14 protein-coding genes are annotated in these 20,954 nt (G+C 60.0%); 5 read left to right on the top strand and 9 right to left on the bottom strand.

What is annotated here, in order from left to right:
• The first annotated feature begins 51 nt into the window (after positions 1-51).
• Positions 52-687, top strand: coding sequence for a LexA family protein (locus ACDZ94_RS21125; protein WP_262665323.1), 636 nt, complete (start codon positions 52-54; stop codon positions 685-687).
• Here ACDZ94_RS21125 and ACDZ94_RS21120 read toward each other — a convergent pair.
• The 4 genes from ACDZ94_RS21120 to ACDZ94_RS21105 are packed head-to-tail and all read right to left on the bottom strand — an operon-like array spanning position 684 to position 6,210.
• On the bottom strand, positions 684-2,609 hold the full coding sequence (locus ACDZ94_RS21120) for an acetyl/propionyl/methylcrotonyl-CoA carboxylase subunit alpha (protein WP_432750758.1): 1,926 nt from the start codon (positions 2,607-2,609) through the stop codon (positions 684-686). The two genes, ACDZ94_RS21125 and ACDZ94_RS21120, sit on opposite strands and share 4 nt — an antisense overlap.
• A complete protein-coding gene (locus tag ACDZ94_RS21115) occupies positions 2,606-3,412 on the bottom strand; it encodes a gamma-carboxygeranoyl-CoA hydratase (protein WP_221295122.1) in 807 nt (268 codons plus the stop codon). The genes ACDZ94_RS21120 and ACDZ94_RS21115 overlap by 4 nt, the downstream gene beginning before the upstream one ends.
• Positions 3,413-3,426: 14 nt before the next feature.
• Positions 3,427-5,034 carry a carboxyl transferase domain-containing protein gene (locus tag ACDZ94_RS21110; RefSeq protein ID WP_221295121.1) on the bottom strand — a complete coding sequence of 536 codons (1,608 nt, stop codon included), beginning with the start codon at positions 5,032-5,034 and terminating at the stop codon, positions 3,427-3,429.
• Positions 5,035-5,046: 12 nt separating this feature from the next.
• A complete protein-coding gene (locus tag ACDZ94_RS21105; RefSeq protein ID WP_064452976.1) occupies positions 5,047-6,210 on the bottom strand; it encodes an isovaleryl-CoA dehydrogenase in 1,164 nt (387 codons plus the stop codon).
• Positions 6,211-6,384: 174 nt separating this feature from the next.
• Between ACDZ94_RS21105 and ACDZ94_RS21100 the strand changes: the two genes are divergently transcribed.
• Together ACDZ94_RS21100 and ACDZ94_RS21095 are read left to right on the top strand one after the other, a co-directional pair.
• On the top strand, positions 6,385-8,004 hold the full coding sequence (locus ACDZ94_RS21100) for an AMP-binding protein (RefSeq protein WP_432751528.1): 1,620 nt from the start codon (positions 6,385-6,387) through the stop codon (positions 8,002-8,004).
• A gap of 67 nt (positions 8,005-8,071) precedes the next feature.
• A complete protein-coding gene (locus ACDZ94_RS21095) occupies positions 8,072-13,408 on the top strand; it encodes an NEL-type E3 ubiquitin ligase domain-containing protein (protein WP_432750757.1) in 5,337 nt (1,778 codons plus the stop codon).
• Positions 13,409-13,956: 548 nt separating this feature from the next.
• Here ACDZ94_RS21095 and ACDZ94_RS21090 read toward each other — a convergent pair.
• From ACDZ94_RS21090 to ACDZ94_RS21080, 3 genes are all read right to left on the bottom strand, one after another.
• On the bottom strand, positions 13,957-14,856 hold the full coding sequence (locus ACDZ94_RS21090; RefSeq protein WP_262665315.1) for a hydroxymethylglutaryl-CoA lyase: 900 nt from the start codon (positions 14,854-14,856) through the stop codon (positions 13,957-13,959).
• Between the two features lie 16 nt (positions 14,857-14,872).
• Positions 14,873-15,265: a MerR family transcriptional regulator gene (locus ACDZ94_RS21085; protein WP_053256917.1), complete on the bottom strand. Its 393-nt coding sequence runs from the start codon at positions 15,263-15,265 to the stop codon at positions 14,873-14,875.
• Positions 15,266-15,364: 99 nt separating this feature from the next.
• The gene (locus tag ACDZ94_RS21080; protein WP_017136514.1) at positions 15,365-16,300 is read right to left on the bottom strand and encodes a LysR family transcriptional regulator; all 936 of its coding nucleotides are present in this window, start codon (positions 16,298-16,300) and stop codon (positions 15,365-15,367) included.
• A gap of 166 nt (positions 16,301-16,466) precedes the next feature.
• Between ACDZ94_RS21080 and ACDZ94_RS21075 the strand changes: the two genes are divergently transcribed.
• A complete protein-coding gene (locus ACDZ94_RS21075; RefSeq protein WP_064452973.1) occupies positions 16,467-17,696 on the top strand; it encodes an acyl-CoA dehydrogenase in 1,230 nt (409 codons plus the stop codon).
• Positions 17,697-17,825: 129 nt separating this feature from the next.
• Here ACDZ94_RS21075 and ACDZ94_RS21070 read toward each other — a convergent pair whose 3' ends face one another.
• Both ACDZ94_RS21070 and xthA read right to left on the bottom strand, forming a co-directional pair.
• Positions 17,826-19,154 (bottom strand): substrate-binding domain-containing protein, encoded by a 1,329-nt coding sequence (locus ACDZ94_RS21070; RefSeq protein WP_432750756.1) that lies wholly within the window; start codon positions 19,152-19,154, stop codon positions 17,826-17,828.
• Between the two features lie 127 nt (positions 19,155-19,281).
• Positions 19,282-20,094: an exodeoxyribonuclease III gene (gene xthA / locus ACDZ94_RS21065; RefSeq protein WP_064452971.1), complete on the bottom strand. Its 813-nt coding sequence runs from the start codon at positions 20,092-20,094 to the stop codon at positions 19,282-19,284.
• 168 nt (positions 20,095-20,262) lie between these two features.
• Between xthA and ACDZ94_RS21060 the strand changes: the two genes are divergently transcribed.
• On the top strand, positions 20,263-20,913 hold the full coding sequence (locus tag ACDZ94_RS21060; protein WP_064452970.1) for a GNAT family N-acetyltransferase: 651 nt from the start codon (positions 20,263-20,265) through the stop codon (positions 20,911-20,913).
• Positions 20,914-20,954 lie beyond the last annotated feature (41 nt).

Genomic DNA, 20,954 nt, shown 5'->3' with positions numbered 1-20,954 from the left:
ACTACAAACTGTTTATTGTCGTGGCGAATACGCAACGTATCGTCACGCCCCATGGATAACTGGATAGCGTTGGTCAAAACCAACATGAAAGACCGCAAGGTCACGCAGGACGAACTGGCCGAACGCTTGGGCATGTCCCAGGGCGGCGTTGGGCATTGGCTCAACAAACGTCGTGTGCCGAGCCTGGCGGACATGAACCGGGTACTTGCCGAGTTAGGGCTGGGCGACCTGGAAGTCGCGCTGGAAATTCGCGAGAGAGCCCATGAAGCGCCGGCGTTGGAAAAACACTACAACCCGTATTTTCGCTACCCGGTCAGCGACTGGAAGGGCGTCTGTGAAGTTCGTGAAGAACGCCCGACCTACGGCGCTGCGCGATTCGAATTGACCGATTACCACGCCCGCGGTGAAGCCTTCTGGCTGCCTGTGACAGGAGACGCCATGACCGCCCCGAGCGGACTGAGCATCGGCGCAGGCATGATGATCCTGGTGGACCCGGCCATCGATGCCGAACCCGGTAAACTGGTGGTCGCTCAATGGGCCGACAGCACCCAGGCGACCTTTCGCCAGTTATTGGAAGAGAGCGGCCAGCTTTACCTGGTACCGCTCAACCCGACTTACCCCAAATTACGCTTCACCGACGATTGCCGAATTCTTGGGGTCGTCGTGCAAGCCACTGCGAAGTTTTAGTCCGCTGCTTCGAGCTCCACCAAGGCACTGCCTTCGGCAACCATTTCGCCTTCCTGGCAGAACAGCGCCTTGACCACGCCGGTTTGCGGCGCGCGGATGCTGTGCTCCATCTTCATCGCCTCCAGTACCACCAGTTGGGTCCCGGCTTCCACGGTTTGCCCGACCTCCACCAGCACGCGCACGATGCTGCCATTCATCGGCGCGGTTAGGCCACCCTGATGAGATTGGTTGGCCTCGACCGCCGCAATCGGGTCAAACAGGCTGACAGCGTGCATCTCACCGTTCCAGCGCAGGTACACGGTGTCTTCGTTGCGCACCGCCAGATGAGCGCGGCGTACGCCGTTGTGTTCGGTCCATAACTGTTCACCTTGCAACTGCGGCGGGCTCTGGCACAGCCTTACCAGATGATCCTGCCCATTGCAGCTCAGGTGCAGCGAAACATCGGCCGGTAATCCCGTGCGAAACCCGCGCGTATCCGCCCAAGGACCGTCACCGGCCGGCAAACTCTGCATAAATGCCGAGCCCGCTGCCTGCCAGAATTCATCACTCAAGGCGCCGGCCACGGGCAGTAGCTGGTCCTGATAGCGCGGAATAAACCCGGTATCCAATTCAGCTGCCGCAAACGCCGGGTGGCCGATGATGCGCCGTAAGAAGCCGAGGTTGGTCTTGAGCCCGCCCACGGCGAACTCATCCAGCATGCTCAACAAGCGCAGACGCGCCTGTTCACGGTCTTCACCCCAGGCAATCAGTTTGCCGAGCATCGGGTCGTAGAACGGTGAAACGCTGTCGCCTTGTTTGACGCCGCTGTCCACGCGGCGGCCCGGTCCCGGCGCAGATTCGCGGTACAGCGTAAGGTGCCCGGTGGCCGGCAGGAAATCATTGGCCGGGTCCTCGGCATACAAGCGCACTTCAATCGCATGCCCCCTCAACGGCACCTGCGCTTGAGTGATCGGCAGTGGCTCACCCTGGGCGACACGAATCTGCCAGGCCACCAGGTCGAGGCCGGTAATCGCCTCAGTCACCGGATGCTCCACTTGCAGCCGCGTGTTCATCTCCATAAAGAAAAATTCGCCGCGCGAGTCCAGCAAAAACTCCACCGTGCCTGCGCCCACGTAGCCGATCGCCTGGGCGGCGCGCACGGCGGCTTCGCCCATGGCTTTGCGCTGTGCAACACTCAGGCCCGGCGCCGGCGCTTCTTCCACCACCTTTTGGTGACGACGCTGAATCGAGCAGTCGCGTTCATTGAGGTACAGGCAGTGGCCGTGCTGGTCGGCAAACACCTGGATTTCCACATGGCGCGGCTTGAGCAGGTATTTTTCCACCAGCATCTGCCCGTTGCCGAAGGATGAAAGCGCTTCCCGCTGGGCCGACGCCAAGGCTTCGGCCAGTTGGCTGACCTCCTCGACCACCTTCATGCCTTTGCCGCCGCCCCCGGCCGTGGCCTTGAGCAACACCGGATAACCGATACTTTCACAGGCATCGCGAAAGGTTTCCAGGTCCTGAGCGTCCCCGTGATAACCCGGCACCAGCGGCACGCCGGCCTTTTCCATCAATGCCTTGGCTGCCGATTTGCTGCCCATGGCGTCAATGGCAGAGGCGGGCGGGCCGAGGAAGATCAAACCCGCCGCCTCAATTGCACGGGCAAATCCGGCATTTTCTGACAGGAAACCATACCCCGGATGAATCGCCTGGGCGCCGCTGGCCTGTGCAGCGGCGATCAGCTTGTCGATTTGCAGGTAGCTGTCGGTGGCCTTGCTGCCACCCAGGTCGACACGAATATCCGCTTCGCGGCTATGGCGCGCATCGCGGTCCGTGGCGCTGTGCACGGCCACGGTGGTCAGCCCCATGGCCTTGGCCGTGCGCATCACTCGGCAAGCAATTTCGCCACGGTTGGCCACCAGTACAGTGGTCAGTGTGCTCATGAACGGGGCTCCTGGGCTTGCCAACTGGGCGAGCGTTTTTGCAGGAAGGACCGCAACCCTTCTTGGCCCTCGGCGCTGACGCGAATCCGCGCAATGGCGTTTTCGCAGTAACGACGCAGGGCCGGGGTGAGTGCGCCGTTGCCCACCTCACGCAACAAATCCTTGCTGGCGCGCATGGCGGCCGGGCTGTTAAGCAGTAGATTGGCGACCCATTGTTCTACGTGCTGGTCCAGTTCGGCCACCGGGTAACTTTCCGCCAACAAGCCGATATCCCGTGCCTGCTGGCCGCCAAAACGCTCGGCCGTCAGGGCATAGCGCCGCGCCGCACGCTCGCCGATGGCCTGCACCACGAACGGGCTGATCACCGCCGGCGCCAGGCCGATGCGCACTTCCGACAGGCAGAACTGCGCGTCATCGGCCCCAATCGCCATGTCGCAGCAGCTGATCAAGCCCAGTGCGCCACCGTAGGCCGCACCTTGTACCACCGCCAGCGTCGGGATTTTCAGCTTGGCCAGGTTGTACATCAGTTCGGCCAGCTCGCGGGCGTCGTCCAGGTTGGTGTGGTAGTCCAGCTCGGCAGATTGTTGCATCCAGGCTAGGTCAGCACCGGCGCTGAAGTGCTTGCCGCGTCCGCGCAGCACCAAAAAACGCAGGGATGAATCACCCTGCACCTGGTCGAGGGCGATGATCAGTTCGCGGATCATCTCGGCGTTGAACGCGTTGTTCTTGGCTTCACGGCTGAGCCACAGTGTGGCGAAGCCACGGCTGTCGGTGATCAGTTCGAGGGTGTTGAAATCGCTCATGGGTACAGCTCCATTTACATGCGGAACACGCCGAAGCGGCTCGGCTCGATGGGGGCATTCAGCGAAGCTGACAAGGCCAGCGCCAGCACGTCGCGGGTCTGCAACGGGTCAATCACACCGTCATCCCACAGGCGCGCGCTGGAGTAGTAGGGGTGGCCCTGGGTTTCGTACTGGTCGAGGATCGGCTGCTTGATGGCGGCTTCTTCCTCGGCGCTGAACCCGACGCCTGCACGTTCGGCCTGTTCACGCTTGACCTGGACCAATACGCCGGCCGCTTGTTCTGCCCCCATTACGCCGATGCGCGCGTTTGGCCACATCCACAGAAACCGCGGGTCGTAGGCGCGCCCGCACATGCCATAGTTCCCGGCACCAAAGCTGCCGCCGATGATCACCGTAAACTTCGGCACCTTGGCGCAGGCCACTGCGGTAACCAGCTTGGCGCCATGCTTGGCGATGCCGCCGGCTTCGTACTTTTGGCCGACCATAAAGCCGGTGATGTTCTGCAGGAACAGCAGGGGAATCCCGCGCTGGCAGGCCAGTTCGATAAAGTGCGCGCCTTTTTGTGCCGCTTCGGCAAACAGAATCCCGTTATTGGCGAGGATCGCAATCGGGTAGCCGTGAAGGTGGGCAAAGCCGCACACCAAGGTGGTGCCGAACAGCGCCTTGAACTCATCGAACACCGAGCCATCCACCAGGCGCGCGATGACTTCGCGCACATCAAACGGCTGCTTTGCGTCGGCCGGGATCACGCCGTAAAGCTCTTCGCTGCTGTACAGCGGCGCCACCGGCGTGCGTTGCAGTAACTCACCCTGTTTGCTCCAGTTAAGGTTGGCCACGCTGCGCCGTGCAAGGGCCAGGGCGTGTTCATCACTGTCGGCATAATGGTCGGCTACGCCGGAGATCTTGCAGTGCACATCGGCACCGCCCAGGTCTTCGGCGCTGACCACTTCGCCAGTCGCCGCTTTTACCAGTGGCGGCCCGGCGAGGAATATCGTGGCTTGCTGGCGCACCATGATCGCTTCGTCGGCCATCGCCGGCACATACGCGCCGCCGGCGGTGCACGAGCCCATCACCACTGCGATCTGCGGGATGCCCTGGGCGCTCATGTTGGCTTGGTTGAAGAAGATGCGTCCGAAGTGTTCGCGGTCGGGGAACACCTCGTCCTGGCGGGGCAGGTTGGCGCCGCCGGAATCCACCAGGTAGATGCACGGCAGGCGGTTTTGCTCGGCGATGGTCTGGGCGCGCAGGTGTTTTTTTACCGTGAGCGGGTAGTACGAGCCGCCTTTTACCGTGGCGTCGTTGGCGACGATCATGCATTCGACGCCTTCCACGCGGCCGATCCCGGCGATCACGCCGGCGGCGGGTACGTCTTCGCCATACACCTGATGGGCAGCCAGTTGGCTGAGTTCGAGGAACGGCGAGCCAGCATCGAGCAAACGGTTGATTCGCTCGCGAGGTAGCAGCTTGCCGCGTGAAGTGTGCCGCTCCTGGGCTTTCGCGCCGCCGCCTTGTTGTACGTGGGCGAGCAGGGTGTGCAGGGCGTCGACCTGGTGGCGCATCGCCGCGCTGTTGGCGGCAAATTCCGCCGAGCGCGGGTTGAGCTGGGTGTGCAAGGTGGCCATGGGCGCGCTCCGTCAGCGGGTTTCGTTGAAGAGTTCGCGACCGATCAACATGCGGCGAATCTCACTGGTGCCGGCGCCAATTTCGTACAGCTTGGCGTCACGCAGCAGTCGCCCGGCGGGGAATTCGTTGATGTAGCCGTTGCCGCCGAGAATCTGGATCGCGTCGAGGGCCATTTGCGTGGCGCGCTCGGAGGTGTAAAGGATCACCCCAGCGGCATCCTTGCGTGTGGTTTCGCCGCGCTCGCAGGCCCGGGCCACGGCGTACAGGTAGGCGCGACCCGCGTTGAGATGGGTGTACATGTCGGCGACCTTGCCCTGGATCAGCTGGAATTCGCCGATGCTTTGGCCGAACTGCTTGCGATCGTGGATGTACGGCACGATCAGGTCCATGCACGCTTGCATGATGCCGATCGGGCCACCCGCCAGCACCACGCGTTCGTAGTCCAGGCCGCTCATCAGCACTTTGACGCCGCCATTAAGTACGCCGAGGATGTTTTCTTCCGGCACTTGCACGTCATCGAAAAACAGCTCGCAGGTGTTGGAGCCGCGCATGCCCAGCTTGTCGAATTTGTTGCTGCGGCTGAAGCCCTTCCAGTCGCGCTCGACGATAAAGGCGGTGATGCCGTGAGGGCCTTTTTCCAGGTCGGTCTTGGCGTAGATCACGAAGGTATTGGCGTCGGGGCCGTTGGTGATCCAGGTCTTGCTGCCATTGAGCACGTAATGGTCGCCGCGTTTTTCGGCGCGCAGTTTCATCGAGACGACATCGGAGCCGGCATTCGGCTCGCTCATGGCGAGCGCGCCGACGTGCTCGCCGCTGATCAGCTTGGGCAGGTACTTGAGCTTCTGCGCGTGACTGCCGTTGCGGTTGATCTGGTTGACGCACAGGTTGGAGTGGGCGCCGTAGGACAAGCCGACCGAGGCCGACCCACGGCTGATTTCTTCAATGGCGACCACATGCGCGAGGTAACCCAGGCCGGCGCCGCCATACTCTTCCGGCACGGTGATACCGAGCAAGCCCATGTCACCGAACTTGCGCCACATATCGGCGGGGAACAGGTTGTCACTGTCGATTTGTGCCGCGCGGGGAGCGATTTCCTTGGCCACGAAGGACTGCACCTGATCGCGCAGCATGTCGATGGTTTCGCCGAGGGCGAAGTTCAGGGACGGGTAACTCATGGACAGGCACCTTAATGTGAGCATTGTTTTTGTGTGGGTTGAGCGCCGGGGGAGGTTGCTCACCTTTACGTTAACGTAAGCTTGCGTTGCGAGGCTGTCAATCGTAGTTTACGTTTACGTCAAGCAACCGCCGTCCACCTTACAAAAAAGACAAAAGGGGTCGTTATGGATCAACTGAATCAGAGCTACAGCCGTGGCGCTCAGGACAAGACGTTGCTGGCCATGACTATCGGCCAAGCCTTCGACAACACGGTTTCGCAATACCCCGATGGCGAAGCGCTGGTGGTGCGCCATCAGCAACGCCGCTACACCTGGCGACAATTGGCCGAGACTGTTGATCTGCACGCACGCGCGTTCCTCGCCTTGGGCATGCAAACCGGTGACCGCCTGGGAGTCTGGGCTCCCAATTGCGCCGAGTGGTGTATCAGCCAGATCGCCAGCGCCAAGCTCGGGGTGATTCTGGTGAATATCAACCCCGCCTATCGCAGCAGTGAATTGGCGTACGTCCTCAAGCAATCCGGTTGCCAGTGGCTGGTGTGTGCGGGGTCGTTCAAGGGCTCCGATTACCACGCCATGCTGCAAGAGTTGCAGCCGGACCTGCGTGCCATGATCAGCCTCGACCCCAGCCCGCCAGCAGGATTCCTGCCCTGGTCACAATTGTCGACCCTCGGCGCAGGCGTCCCGCCCGAACAACTGCATAGTCGCCAGGCCAGCCTGCACTTCGATCAAGCCGTCAACATCCAGTACACCTCCGGCACCACCGGCTTCCCCAAAGGGGCCACCCTCAGTCACCACAACATCCTCAATAACGGTTACATGGTCGGTGAAAGCCTGGGCCTCACGGCGCAGGATCGCCTGGTGATCCCGGTGCCGCTGTATCACTGCTTCGGCATGGTGATGGGCAACCTTGGTTGCATCACCCATGGCACCACCATGATTTACCCCAATGATGGCTTCGACCCTCTGCTGACGCTCACTGCCGTTGCCGAAGAGCGCGCCACCGGGCTGTACGGGGTACCGACGATGTTCATCGCGTTGCTCGATCACCCGCGCCGGGGCGAGTTCGACCTGTCGACCCTGCGCACCGGCATCATGGCTGGCGCTACATGCCCCATCGAGGTCATGCGCCGTGTCATCAGCGAGCTGCACATGGGCGAGGTGCAGATCGCCTATGGCATGACCGAAACCAGCCCGGTGTCACTGCAGACCGGCGCCAATGACGACCTCGAGCGCCGTGTCACTACCGTCGGGCGCACTCAGCCGCAACTGGAAAACAAGATCATCGACATCGATGGCAATACGGTTGCACGCGGAGAGATCGGCGAATTGTGCACTCGGGGCTACAGCGTGATGCTCGGCTACTGGAACAACCCCGACGGCACCCGCGACGCCATCGATGACGCGGGCTGGATGCACACCGGCGACCTGGCGACCATGGACGAGCACGGCTATGTGTGCATCGCCGGGCGTAACAAGGACATGATTATTCGCGGCGGTGAAAACGTGTATCCGCGTGAGCTGGAAGAGTTTTTCTTCACCCACCCGGCGGTGGCTGACGTGCAAATCATCGGCATCCCGGATGCGCGTTACGGTGAAGAGATCGTGGCGTGGATCAAGTTCCATCCCGGCCATGTCGCCAACGAGCTGGAGCTGCAAACCTGGTGCAAGGGCCGCATTGCGCACTTCAAGACGCCCAAACATTTCAAGTTCGTAGAAGAGTTTCCGATGACCGTAACCGGCAAGATCCAGAAGTTTCGCATGCGTGAGATCAGCATTAAGGAACTGACGCGTTAACTACTTAGCCCCCGGCGCAAAAGTAGCTCATTAAATTGGTCTTTTGAGAACACTCACTGGACCGGATATGCCCGATATAGACACCGCCTACGCACTGGTAGAGGCGCAGAGCATTCATGTGGGGCCAATCCGGGAGCACATCCCGGGTTGGTATGCCGACTCTTCATTGCGCCGTAAGCGCGAACTGGCTGAATTTGCACTTGATGTGCCGGACTTTTACCTCAGCGCCAGTACCCTTGAGCGTGAAAACCTCCACACGGCCCATGCCGACGGTTGGGCTGCATTGAATGCGGTCGATCGGGTTTTTGATGGGCTCAAGGACAGCGTCGAATTTGTCGAGCCGTTATTGGTCAAGGCGATAAAAGCTCAGCTCAACCTTGATTTGGATGTCAGGAAAACCTTTTACGCACGCAAAATTTACTACCGCAACCGTGTCGATGAACGCAGCGATTTTGGTGGGGCATTTGCGTTTTCCACAGGCGTTGGTGGGCCCAGAGACTATTACTACTCCGGCATCACGTTGCTGGAAGCCGCGATGGGTAACTTCTCTGCTGACGAAGGGATTGCGGGATCATGCGACGATTGCCAGCTGATTACCCGGTTCGATTTTCAGGCTGACAGCGCAGTATTGCCCACTGAATTTGCGGTCAAACAGCTGGCGCTGACACTGCCTGCCCATCGGTTTGCGGCCCTGTGTCGCAGCCTCGATCTGGGTAAGCAGTACCAGGCACATGTTAACGCAGTGCTTGCGCCCGTTGACCCTCCAGGCACCGAGGCAGGCACGGCGGCCACGGCACTGCTGAGGGAACTGGTGACGTATCAAAAAATACAACTGGAGGTGCAGGCCCGGATAGCGCTGGCGCGTAAACACATCGAAGCGGATAGCTTCCAGATGATCATGGATTACGGCGCCTATCGGCTAGGGAGCAAGGTCGTCACTTGGAGGGGACTCGATATGATGTGTTCCACCCCGACCATCGAGCGTGTCCAAACCAGACAGATCATGTTGTTTTACACGGACACCCCGCGGGTTGAGAACTACCTGCTTTACATACCGGGTGACGCAGACAAGCCCCTGATGGAATACACCTCGCTCTGGGCCGTGGCCGATGATTTGGCCAAGCGTCTGTGCGTCTTCAAGTACCGGGTGTTTTTCAGTCAATTTATTCCGGTTGAGTACCAGCATAAATTTTTTACCGCGGTTAAACAGACCCTGGATCCTCAAGACATCTATGAGCCCCATGACAACTTCACGTTAGACAGCCATGCAGGGCACCACCGGCCTCGGATATTCGAAACAACGTACTACGTCGATTGGCACTACTGGGCGCAGCAGAAGCTCACCCTGACCCGCGATAACGCCAAGGCACTGGTGGTGTCGACCGCTGATCAAGACACGCGGGCCCAGCGTGAATGGTTGCAGGCCGTTGGCAGTGCCGCGTTGGATGTCCTCAATTTGGCGTCATTCGTTGTGCCGGGGTTAGGCCCGTTGATGATGATGGTCGGTGCCATTCAAATGATGAGTGAGCTTGAGGAGACCGTTTCCGCGATCAGGGAAGGTGATACGAAAGAGGCGTGGGCGCATGCGTCAGGGATCATGCTGAACCTGGCGTTTGTGGGTGCCGGGCACACGCTGATTCCGGTCATCAGCGAGTCTGAGTACGTCAAAGGATGGGTGCATGTGGTCTCGCCCCAGGGGAAAACACGCCTGGCAAGGCCAGACGTCGACGATTACCAACAATCCGTGGTCCTACCACCGGGCACGCGCCCGGATTCCCTGGGTGTGTATACCCACGCCGGCAAACGTTATTTGTCGGCGCAGAACGGGCGTTATTACGCACTGGCGAATGCGGATGGCGCATTCACGCTCCGCCACCCCAGCGATTTACGACGGTATGCGCCACGCGTCGTGCATAACGGTATGGGCGCCTGGGTACACGAATTCGAGCAACCGCTCAGTTGGGACCGGCGCACGCTTATGCGGCGTATAGGCCCTTCGGTGGACGGGCTCAGCGACGAGCAGTTAGAGCAGATTTACCAGGTCAGCGGTATTCACGAAGATCAATTGCGCAGGATGTATATCGACCTGTCGCTACCGCCACCATTATTGGCCGAGAGCATCCGACGTTTTCAGATCGGTCGTCGTTACAGCGCTTTTATGGAGCAGATGTGCAGTCCCGACGCCGAGGTCTACAGCCAGGCAGATCCTGACCTGCAGCTGGAACTGCTGACCCACGAAAGAATCTGGCCACCGTCCAGGGGCCTGAGTGTCATCGACACTGAACAAGGCGCCACGATTTATCAGGCGCCTGCGGGTTCCCAAGCGAAGGCCCAGGTAGCGATCAGCAGGCAGGCGCTGTACAGCGGGCAATTGCTTGATACGGTGGTCGCGGAGCTGAGCGATGAACAGTTGCAGGTCTTGTTGGGCGAGGATGTCCAGGAAGCCCGGCTGCGCGAAGGACTCAGTAAAAATCCTTCCTCAGGCAGTTACTCGTGGGAACTGACCAACTTGTTGCGCCGCCCGCGTGATCCCGGCATGACCCTGTCGAGGTTAAGACTGCGACTGGCACTGGCGGCCCGGCTCAAGCGTGATGAGCTGTTGAACGCCGTACCTCAGAGTCCAGACGCGCCTGCACGCTGGATCCAGGAGGCGTTTCCCGCGTTGCCCGACGTAGCGGTCGAGCAATTGCTGGAACATATGGATGAGGTTCAGCGTCAGCAACTGATTACCACCCAACGACCGCCTTTGCAGCTTTCGCAAGAGGCGCGCGAATACCTCGACGCATTTCGCCTGCAGCGGGCCTACGAAAGCCTCTACCTCCCTGTAGGCATGAGCGAAGACATGGCGCGTCTCGCCCTGCACACCCTGGAGAATATGCCGGGGTGGTCGGACACCGTACGTATCGAGTTGCGTGACGGCACCTACACAGGGCCGGTGTTGGACAGTATCGGACTACTCGATGCCAAACGCAGACATGTCTGGATCAAGCGTGCCGATGGACGCGTAGGGAGTACCTGGCATGCCTATGACACCGACAGGTTCTACGAGTCACTGTTTGAGTGGGTGCCGACGCCTGATGTCGAGGTGATGGTTTACCCGGCGCAAGCGCGTTGGACTAATCTTCGCCGTGCCTTGCAGCAGCAGGCGCGTACCCCTGCCGAGCTGCGGGACACCCTCGATATGCCCGCCGTCGAGCAAGGCTATCAATCGCCGATGGGATTGGCTCAAGGTGCTCGTGGTGACGGCGCGGTAACGCCTTCAACGCGTGCCATTCAATGCCGTCTCAAAGCTCAGAAGCTCTATCCCGGTTCGACGCTGGAGCAAATAGAGGACTACCTGAACGTCAAGGGGCAGGGTGATGCCTTCATGCTCAAGGAGGTTCGCCGGATGCAGGTTGAATTTGACCGCTTGAGTGAGGACTTGAAGCAATGGGCAGGCACTCAGCCTCTTAAGTTGAAGGTGGCAGAGCGGATCAAGAGGTGCTGGCAGCGACGTACCGATCTCGTCCGCAATAATGCCGATGAGGCGACAGGTTACGCCCTGGATCTCAGCAATTGGCATGTCGAAGACTTGCCGACGTTAACGGTTGAAATGCCCAACGTCGCAAGCCTGACGCTGCGAAACATGAGGTTGTCGAATTCGAATAATGTCGGCGAGTTTCTGGGTTCCTTCAAGGGGCTGCGTCACCTGGATTTGAGTGGAAATCGCCTGACTTATCTGCCGAAGATTATTGGCAGCATGAGCGGGCTGAGCCGATTGTCCCTGGCGGACAACCCACTGCAGTTGACCGCTGACAGCGTGGCGGCGTTGGCGCGCTTGAACCACTTGCGGGTGCTTTCACTGGCGAACAACCCTCTGCTACTGGCACCTGATGTCAGTGCTATGACGCGGTTGGATCAACTCTACCTGGCCAATTGCGGATTGAACGGGTTGCCCGTCGGAGGGCTGGAGCTGCGTTGGTTAACGCGTCTGGACTTGCGCGGCAACCTGCTGCAGGAACTGCCTGAAACGCTGTTTGAGCGAACAGCGCAGCAGAACAGGGGGACGACATTGGGTGAGAATCCACTGTCCGAGCAAACCCGGGATCGAATTGAAGCCTATCGACAGCGCAGTGGTGTGGCATTGCTCGACAGGGCGATGTCACGGCATGTCACCGAGAGCGTTGCCTTGTTGATTTGGCTTGAGGAAATGCCGGCCGCTCAACGTGTGCAACTGGAGCAGCTATGGCGCGACCTTCGGTCAGAACCTGGTGCGGATGCTTTCTTTCGGTTGATTGCGGACATGACCCGTTCGGCCACTTACAAGGCAGCGAATGCGCGTGCCGGGCTCGCTGGGCAAGTCTGGGAGCTGATAAGAGATGTTTCGGACGATGAGGCACTTCGTCAGGAAATTTTCAAGGCGGTCGACGCCCCTGGGACCTGCACGGACCAACGCACTGATGTGCTGTTCAAACTCCGTCTGCAGGTGCGGATTCATAAAGCCAGGCTTGACGCGGGTACTTTGCAGGTAGAACCGAGGCTGATAGAGCTGGGCAGGGGCCATTTTCGTCTGGTGGAGCTGGATAAACTGGTCAGCGCGGATATTGCCGGGCGCGAATCGGCCTTGCACGCACGTGCTGCTGCGGATGCGCTGAACATGGCTGCGACGGTGGCTGGAGAACAAGGTTTGCCCGGTGCCGCCGCTTTGGCCGAAGCCGCTCTGGCGGCAACAGCCGCTGCAGATACCGCGCAAGCCGCAGCGGAGTTGGGCGCGCCAGGGGCTCTCGCCGCAGACGCCGCCGAGCGCCAGGTACGCGCGATTGCGAGCGCGGCAGGTGTCGTTGATTGGCCCAGAGAGCCCTATAGTGAAGGTATCGAGGTGGATCTGGTTTATCGAACGTCCCTGGCCGATCGGCTCAACTTACCGCTTCAGCCGCGCCTCTTGACGTTTGCGCACTTGTACCCGGTCAGTGAACCGCTCATCCGCCAAGCTGGCGAAACCGTGCTGGAGCAGGAGGCCGTGCCGGGTGCGCTGGCGCGCTTCTTGGTGGAAGAGACCTTTTGGGGCAATCACCTGACGAGTCTCTATGCCCAAGAGATTGAGCAACACTTCGGTGAAACAAAACAATTGCTACAAGAACAATCGTCGGTGCTGGATGACCTCGAAACGTGCGTCAGAGCCTATGATGAGGCCGAGAATGCTGCGGCTCGTGTCTCGCATCTAGAGGATATAAACGAGGCATTGGAAGACGTGATGAGGCTTTTTGGTTTAGAGCGCCAGCAGATTGTCGGGCCTGCGGGAATGCCGCAAGCCGACTTTCTATCAACGCAACGCATTGCGGTGGGAGAGCGTTGGGCGATAGAGGAAAAACGTGCGCTGGTGGCTGTTACCCAATCAATACTGGATAGGCCCATACCCGTCTGAACCCGTGCGCCAGAAAGCACAAAGGGGACCCGAAGGTCCCCTTTAATTTGTCGTTGCGTGCTCTTTTTTTATTATTGAGGGGCGGTCTATTGTTGTTTTTGGCAACCGTTACCCTTTACCGCTGTTTTTGGCGACCCCCATCCGGGGTCAAGAGCAAACGTATTTTTTTGAGCGCTGATCTGCTTCTTCGTAATCGATCCAACCAGTGGGTAGCTACCTGAGGTAGTTTTATTTTTCTCTAACCGGTTGCGGGTTTCGGCACGCCGTACCCTGCGAAGCACATCTTCTCCAAAAAAATCTGTTAGCTGCGTCTCTGCCGTGTTGTTTTTGTTATGTCAGAGTCGTTTCGTCTTATTTTTATTAGGTTTGGTGCTTTTTATTCTTGTTATGCAATAGAGATAGCAGAAGCCGTGCCAACTTTTAAAAGTTGTTTAAAATCAATGGTTTGGTTTTTTCGTGGGAAATGACCTACGGCAAATAAGACAAAATATGTTCCCGTGTTACTCGATATGTAGCGGTGCGGTAACACATTGTCACGGCTAAGCTACTCAACCGGCTGTTCGGGCCTTTGCCACACGCGAACCGGTTGGGCGCCCCAGCACCTGACTGATCTGCAGGCCCGCGCGAATCAGCGCCTGCAAGTCGACTCCGGTGTCGATACCCAGGCCATTGAGCAGGTACACCACGTCTTCGGTGGCAACGTTACCGCTAGCGCCTTTGGCGTAAGGGCAGCCGCCAAGGCCTGCGATAGAGCTATCGAACACGGTGATTCCTTCGAGCAGGCTGGCGTAGATATTCGCAATCGCCTGGCCGTAGGTGTCATGAAAGTGCCCGGCCAGCTTGTCCCGTGGCACCTGCGCACCGACCACTTCAAACAGCTGCCGCGTGGCGCCCGCCGTGCCGGTGCCGATGGTGTCGCCCAGGGAAACCTCATAGCAGCCCATGGCATACAACTCGCGCGCGACCGCCGCGACCTGTTCCGGGGCGATGTCACCTTCGTAAGGGCAACCCAACACACACGACACATAGCCGCGCACGCTGATGCCGTGCTGCTTGGCCGCCGCCATGATCGGCGCAAAGCGCTCCAGGCTTTCGCTGATCGAGCAGTTGATATTGCGCTGGGAAAACGCCTCGGACGCTGCCGCGAATACCGCCACTTCCTTCACGCCTGCAGCCAGCGCATCTTCAAACCCGCGCAGGTTCGGTGCGAGTGCGCCGTAGGTCACGCCGGGCTTGCGCTGTATCTGCGCAAACACCTCGGCCGAGCCGGCCATCTGCGGCACCCATTTGGGCGACACAAAACTGCCAACCTCGATATAGCGCAAGCCTGCGCCGGTCAGGGCATCCACCAACTGGACCTTGTCGGCCACGCTGATGGGCTGGGCTTCGTTCTGTAATCCGTCGCGCGGGCCGACTTCCACCAGGCGTACGTGTGAGGGGAGGGACATGGCAGCTACCTTCTGGTTATTGGCCAACCTGGCTCATGGTCTGCGCCAGGGCCTGGGTGCAACGCTCTTCGGCGGTGTCCAGTTCCAGCTTCATCTGTTCGATATCCAGCAACTGTTGCTCAAGCTGCTCGCGGCGCTCGGCGATCTTGGCCAGCATGCTGTTGAGCTGGATGTGGTTGCCGCTGGTAGGGTCGTAGAGTTCGATCAGCTCGCGGCATTCGGCCAGGGAGAAGCCGATGCGTTTGCCACGCAGGATCAGCTTGAGGCTGACCTTGTCCCGCGCCGAGTAGATGCGCTCCTGGCCCCGACGTTCAGGGGCCAGCAGGCCTTGTTCTTCATAGAAACGAATGGCGCGGGTAGTAATGTCGAGCTCGCGGGCGAGGTCGGAGATGCTGTAGGTCGTGCTCATGGGGGCGCTCAAGAAGGTCTTGGCGCTAAGCTAATGGCACGTTGACGTAAACGTCAAGGGCTGCCGTGCAGCCCAGCGCAAGCAAGCCCCCTGCGAGGCTCAAGCTTGCTTGCCATCGAGCTTCTTCTCATGCGCCGTCACCTGCTGGCACAACTCGATCATCTGCTCACGCATCCAGCGGTTGGCCGGGTCCTGGTCGGTGCTTTCGTGCCAGTACAGGTGGGTTTCCACCGGCGGCACGTCGTTGACCGGCAAGTTGAACCAGTGCAGTTCGTGGCGGCGGGCGAAGCGTTCGGGCACGGTCATGACCATGTCGGTCTGCTGCAACACTTGCGAAGCCATCAGGTAATGCTGGGAGCGCAGGGCGATCTTGCGCTGGATGCCCATTTTGCCCAACGCCAGGTCGACATGGCCCAAGCCGTTGCGGCGGCTGGAGATATGGATATGGGTCAGTGACAGGTAGTCGTCCAGGGTGAATTTGTCCTTGCCCGCCATCGGGTGGCCCTTGCGCATGGCGCACACGTAGCGGTCTTCCATCAGCTTCACATGGCGCACTTGCGGGTCAGTGTTAAGCGGCGCGTCCACGGCAAAGTCCAGGCGCCCGGCGGCCAGCTCCTTGGTGGTTTCGCGGCGTTTGGACAGGAAACTCTCGATCACCACGGTCGGCGCCAGGCGGCGCAGGCGCTGGAACAGCAACGGCAGAATCACCGCCTCGGTAAGGTCGGTCATGCTGATGCGATAGGTCTTGGCCGCCTGTTGCGGGTTGAAAATCCGGCTTTCCTGCACCGACACCCGCAGCAGCGACAACGCGTTGCGCACCGGGCCGATGATGTTCTGCGCCATCGGCGTAGGCACCATGCCTTGGGCGGTGCGCACGAACAGCGGGTCGTTGAACGTCTCGCGCAGGCGCGCCAGTGCGTTGGACACCGCCGGCTGGGTGATGCCGACAATCTGCCCGGCGCGAGTCAGGTTGGCTTCGGTGTAGATCGCGTCGAAGACGATAAAGAGGTTGAGGTCGACCTTGCTCAGATTCATGTCGTTGCGCTCTTATTGTTAGGTGGCGATTTGTTAAGTGCCCATGCGCCGATCATATATCGGTGATGAATGTTAATACACGCCGAGAATAGGCTAGGTAAATTATCAACGCTGTTCTAGCATCGATTGCATGACCTAAACAACCTCTCAGAGAAGGGAGCTGCTCATGGATTTCGCCTATTCGCCCAAGGTTCAGGAACTGCGTGAACGCGTCACCGCGTTCATGGACGCTTACGTTTACCCGGCCGAGACGGTGTTTGAACGCCAGGTCAGCGAAGGTGACCGCTGGCAGCCCACCGCCATCATGGAGGAGCTGAAAGCCAAGGCAAAAGCCGAAGGCCTGTGGAACCTGTTCCTGCCGGAATCCGAGCTGGGCGCCGGCCTGACCAACCTCGAATACGCGCCGTTGGCCGAGATCATGGGCCGCTCCTTGCTGGGACCGGAGCCGTTCAACTGCTCCGCCCCCGACACCGGCAACATGGAAGTGCTGGTGCGCTACGCCAACGCAGAACAGAAACAACGCTGGCTCGAACCGCTGCTGCGCGGCGAGATCCGCTCGGCCTTTGCCATGACCGAGCCGGACGTGGCCTCCTCAGACGCCACCAACATGGCCGCCCGCGCCGAACGCCAGGGCGATGAGTGGGTGATCAACGGCAAGAAGTGGTGGACCTCCGGCGCCTGCGACCCGCGCTGCAAGATTCTGATCTTCATGGGCCTGAGCAACCCGGATGCACCGCGGCACCAGCAGCACTCGATGATCCTGGTGCCGGTGGACACCCCCGGCGTGAAGATCGTGCGCCCGCTGCCGGTATTCGGTTACGACGACGCCCCTCACGGCCACGCTGAAGTGCTGTTCGACAACGTGCGCGTACCGTATGAAAACGTACTGCTCGGTGAAGGCCGCGGCTTTGAAATTGCCCAGGGTCGCCTTGGCCCAGGCCGTATCCACCACTGCATGCGCTCCGTCGGCATGGCCGAGCGTGCGCTGGAGCTGATGTGCAAACGCGCCGTCAGCCGTACCGCGTTCGGCAAGCCATTGGCACGCTTGGGCGGCAATATCGACAAGATCGCCGACTCGCGGATGGAAATCGACATGGCGCGCCTGCTGACCTTGAAGGCGGCCTACATGATGGATACCGTCGGGAACAAAGTGGCGAAAAGCGAAATCGCCCAGATCAAGGTCGTGGCGCCGAACGTGGCGTTGAAGGTGATCGACCGCGCGATCCAGATCCACGGAGGTGCCGGGGTGTCCAACGACTTCCCGCTGGCCTACATGTACGCCATGCAACGCACCTTGCGCCTGGCCGACGGCCCGGATGAAGTACACCGTGCGGCGATCGGCAAGTTCGAGATCGGCAAGTATGTGCCTAAAGAGCTCATGCGCAGCGGGCAGTAACACCGCGTCGCCCTTATCGCGGGCAAGCCCGCTCCCACAATTGACCGATTTCCAACATGAGAATGAGGTCGAATGTGGGAGCGGGCTTGCCCGCGCAGAGGCCAGTGTTTACACCATAAAACTCAAGGTTCAGTACACCCAAACCTCCACCCGCCGATTCTTGATCCGGCCCTCATCCGCCGTATTCGCCGCCACCGGCATCTGCGCGCCGAACCCGCGAATATCGCGCAGCACCACGCCGCTTTTGACCAATTCCCGGCGCACCGCCATCGCCCGCAATTTTGACAAGAGCGCCGCACGCTGCGGGTCATTCTTGGCATCACCAAAACCCACCAGGGTTACGTGCCTGTCGAGCTTGCCGTGGCTGCGGATATAAGCCACCACCCGCTGCAAATCCTGGCGAGCCTTGTTGTCCAGGCTGGCACTGCCTTCCTCGAAACGAAAATTCACCGTCAAGCGCTGGGCATCACGGGCGATGGCCTGATAGTCCTCGGGCATTGAGTTGCGCGGCTCCACGCCAATTGCCTGTACTTGCTGTGCGATAAAACCGTTGGCAGCCACAATCGCCTGGCCTTTGCTGCTCTGGGTAAAGTCCACCAATGCTTTGGCCCAGGGGTTACGGCTTGATGGCGGCCAGTAGAAATACAACCGGCGTGACAGCGGGTAATCCTCGGTGGCAATCAGGCTGGTCAGCGGCTGCATGGGTTGTGAGTCACCGTCGACAATCGCTACGGCTTTGGCCTGGCGCACATAAGGCAGGCCGATGAACCCGATGCCTTGCGGGTCATGGCTCACCGCGTCGGACAACGCTTCACTGGACTCGAAGCGCTTGGCGGACGTTGCGAGAGGCTTACCGCGCAGGCGTAGCACCAGTTCCTTAAAGGTGTCGTAGGTGCCGGATTGATCATCCCGGGCATATAAATGAATGGCACCGCCGGTGCCGCCCAGCGCCTCCCAGGTGCTGACCTCGCCGTTGAAGATCTGCGCCAGTTGGTCGGTGTTCAAGGTATTCAACGGGTTTTGCGGATTCAGGATGATTGCCAGGCCGTCAATGGCGATCACTTGCTCGGCCTCGGGGCTTTTCAGGTCTCCCTGGGGTTCCAGGTCAACCAGTTCGCTGTCCTTGATCGGCCGGGACGACGCCGCGAGGTCGGCGCTGGCGTTTTTGAGCGCGCTAAACCCGGTGCTGGAACCGTGGGCGGCCACCTCGATAGTCACGGTCTTGCCCTGACGTGTCGTGCCGATCACTCGTCGTTCGTTGGCGCCATCGCCGGGCTCGCTGTGTACCGTCTGCAAGCCCTGGTGCTCCATCAAACCCTTGACCAGCGCGGGCCCCAAGGCCGCGCCAATGGTATTGGAGCCCTGGATACGCAATGCGGGGCCTTGATCGGGAACGGGCAGGGGAGTGGCGACAGCGTAGAGGGGCAGGAGCAACAGGAGCAGAACGCGCAGCATCATGCCGGCACCTTCTTAAGCCAAAGGGAGTGCCGCCAGATTAAGTCAGGCAGGTTGCATAAATATGACGGGTACGCCGCTGATCAACGCGTGGGAGCTGGCACGCCAACTCCCGCACTGAGTAATGGTGTCAGCTCAGTTCGAGCCAGATCGGCGCATGGTCCGATGGCTTTTCCAAACCGCGCAAATCGTAGTCCACACCGGCATCCTTGACCCGTGACAGCAAGCCGTTGGACGCCATGATCACGTCAATGCGCAGCCCACGCTTGGGCTCGTCCTCGAAACCACGGCTGCGGTAGTCGAACCAGCTGAAGCGGTCGGTCACGTCCGGGTTCAAGTGACGGAAACTGTCGACCAGGCCCCAGTTCTTCAAGCGCGCCATCCACTCGCGTTCTTCCGGCAGGAAGCTGCACTTGCCGGTTTTCAGCCAACGCTTGGCATTGTCGGCGCCGATGCCGATGTCGCAATCTTCCGGGGAAATGTTCACGTCGCCCATCACCACCAGCGCCTGGTCATTGCTGAACTGGCTTTCCAGCAGGTGCTGCAAGTCTGCGTAGAAGCGCTGCTTGGCAGGGAACTTGGTGGGGTGGTCGCGGCTTTCGCCCTGGGGGAAGTAGCCATTCATGACGGTCACGGGGTTGCCGTTCTCATCGGCGAAGGTGCCCCAGATAAAGCGGCGCTGGGCGTCTTCTTCATCACTGGCAAACCCTTTGTGCACGCTCAATGCTTCTTTGCGCGAGAGCAAGGCCACGCCGTAGTGGCCTTTTTGGCCGTGGTAGTACACGTGGTAGCCCAGTGCCTGCACTTCGGCCAACGGGAACTGGTCATCGTGGACCTTGGTTTCCTGCAGGCCAATCACGTCGGGTTGATGCTTTTCAATCAGCGCCGCCAGCTGATGAGGGCGGGCGCGCAGCCCGTTGATATTGAAGGAGACGATTTTCATGGTCGGCAGTCCAGTCTGGCAAAAAGGCGATGCTAGCCGACAAGTCGGACGGGGGCCAGCGTGGCGGTAGGGCGGATGCACTGCTAATGTCTGGGAACGACTGGTGCTGCGTAGGTTCGTACCCATAAGAACGCCATCTTTTGAATGGCGCCCAGGGAGATTAACTGCATGCCTGACACTTCGACTGCCATCGCCGACATTCGCCTGCTCAACAGCGGCTATTCCCGCGAGGCGCGTTCCTTGTTGTACCAGGCTTATCGGCATGAGCCGACCTTCGCCTATATCTTCGAGGCCGAGCGTTCGGGTTATGAACAGCGGGTACGGGCCACCGTGCGCGAACTGGTCAAGCAGCACTTCTTTCAGAAACTTCCCGCCATCGGGCTGTTCGTCAACGACCGGCTGATCGGCATCGCGCTGATCGCGCCACCGCAGCGGCGCCTGGGCATCACCGAGAGCTGGGCCTGGCAATTGCGGATGTGGTTGAGCACCGGGGTGCGCGGTACTCGGCGTTACTTGGAATACCATTACGCAGTGCTGGCGTGCCTGCCCAGCGAGTCGGTGCATGTGCTGCCGCTGTTGGGCATTCACCCGCAATTTCAGGGCAAACATTACGGCGAACAGTTGCTGGAAGCCGTGCACAACTGGTGCGCCGATGACCCGCACTCTTCAGGCGTCGTGCTCGATACTGGCGATTCGCGCTATCTGGATTTCTACAAGCGCCAGGGCTATGAGGAAATTGGTGAAGTGGCGATAGGCCCCATCCTGGAACACGTTTTTTTTCACCCCAATCCGCAGTCGTTACATGCTGCAACGGCTTAATACAGAATTATTCAGATAATTCCGGGTTCAAAGAGCCTCCC

Source organism: Pseudomonas sp. UBT (assembly GCF_050915955.1).
Taxonomy (GTDB): domain Bacteria; phylum Pseudomonadota; class Gammaproteobacteria; order Pseudomonadales; family Pseudomonadaceae; genus Aquipseudomonas; species Aquipseudomonas antarctica_A.
Note: the sequence above shows the minus strand (reverse complement) of the source record. Positions and strands in the feature narration are given on the sequence as shown.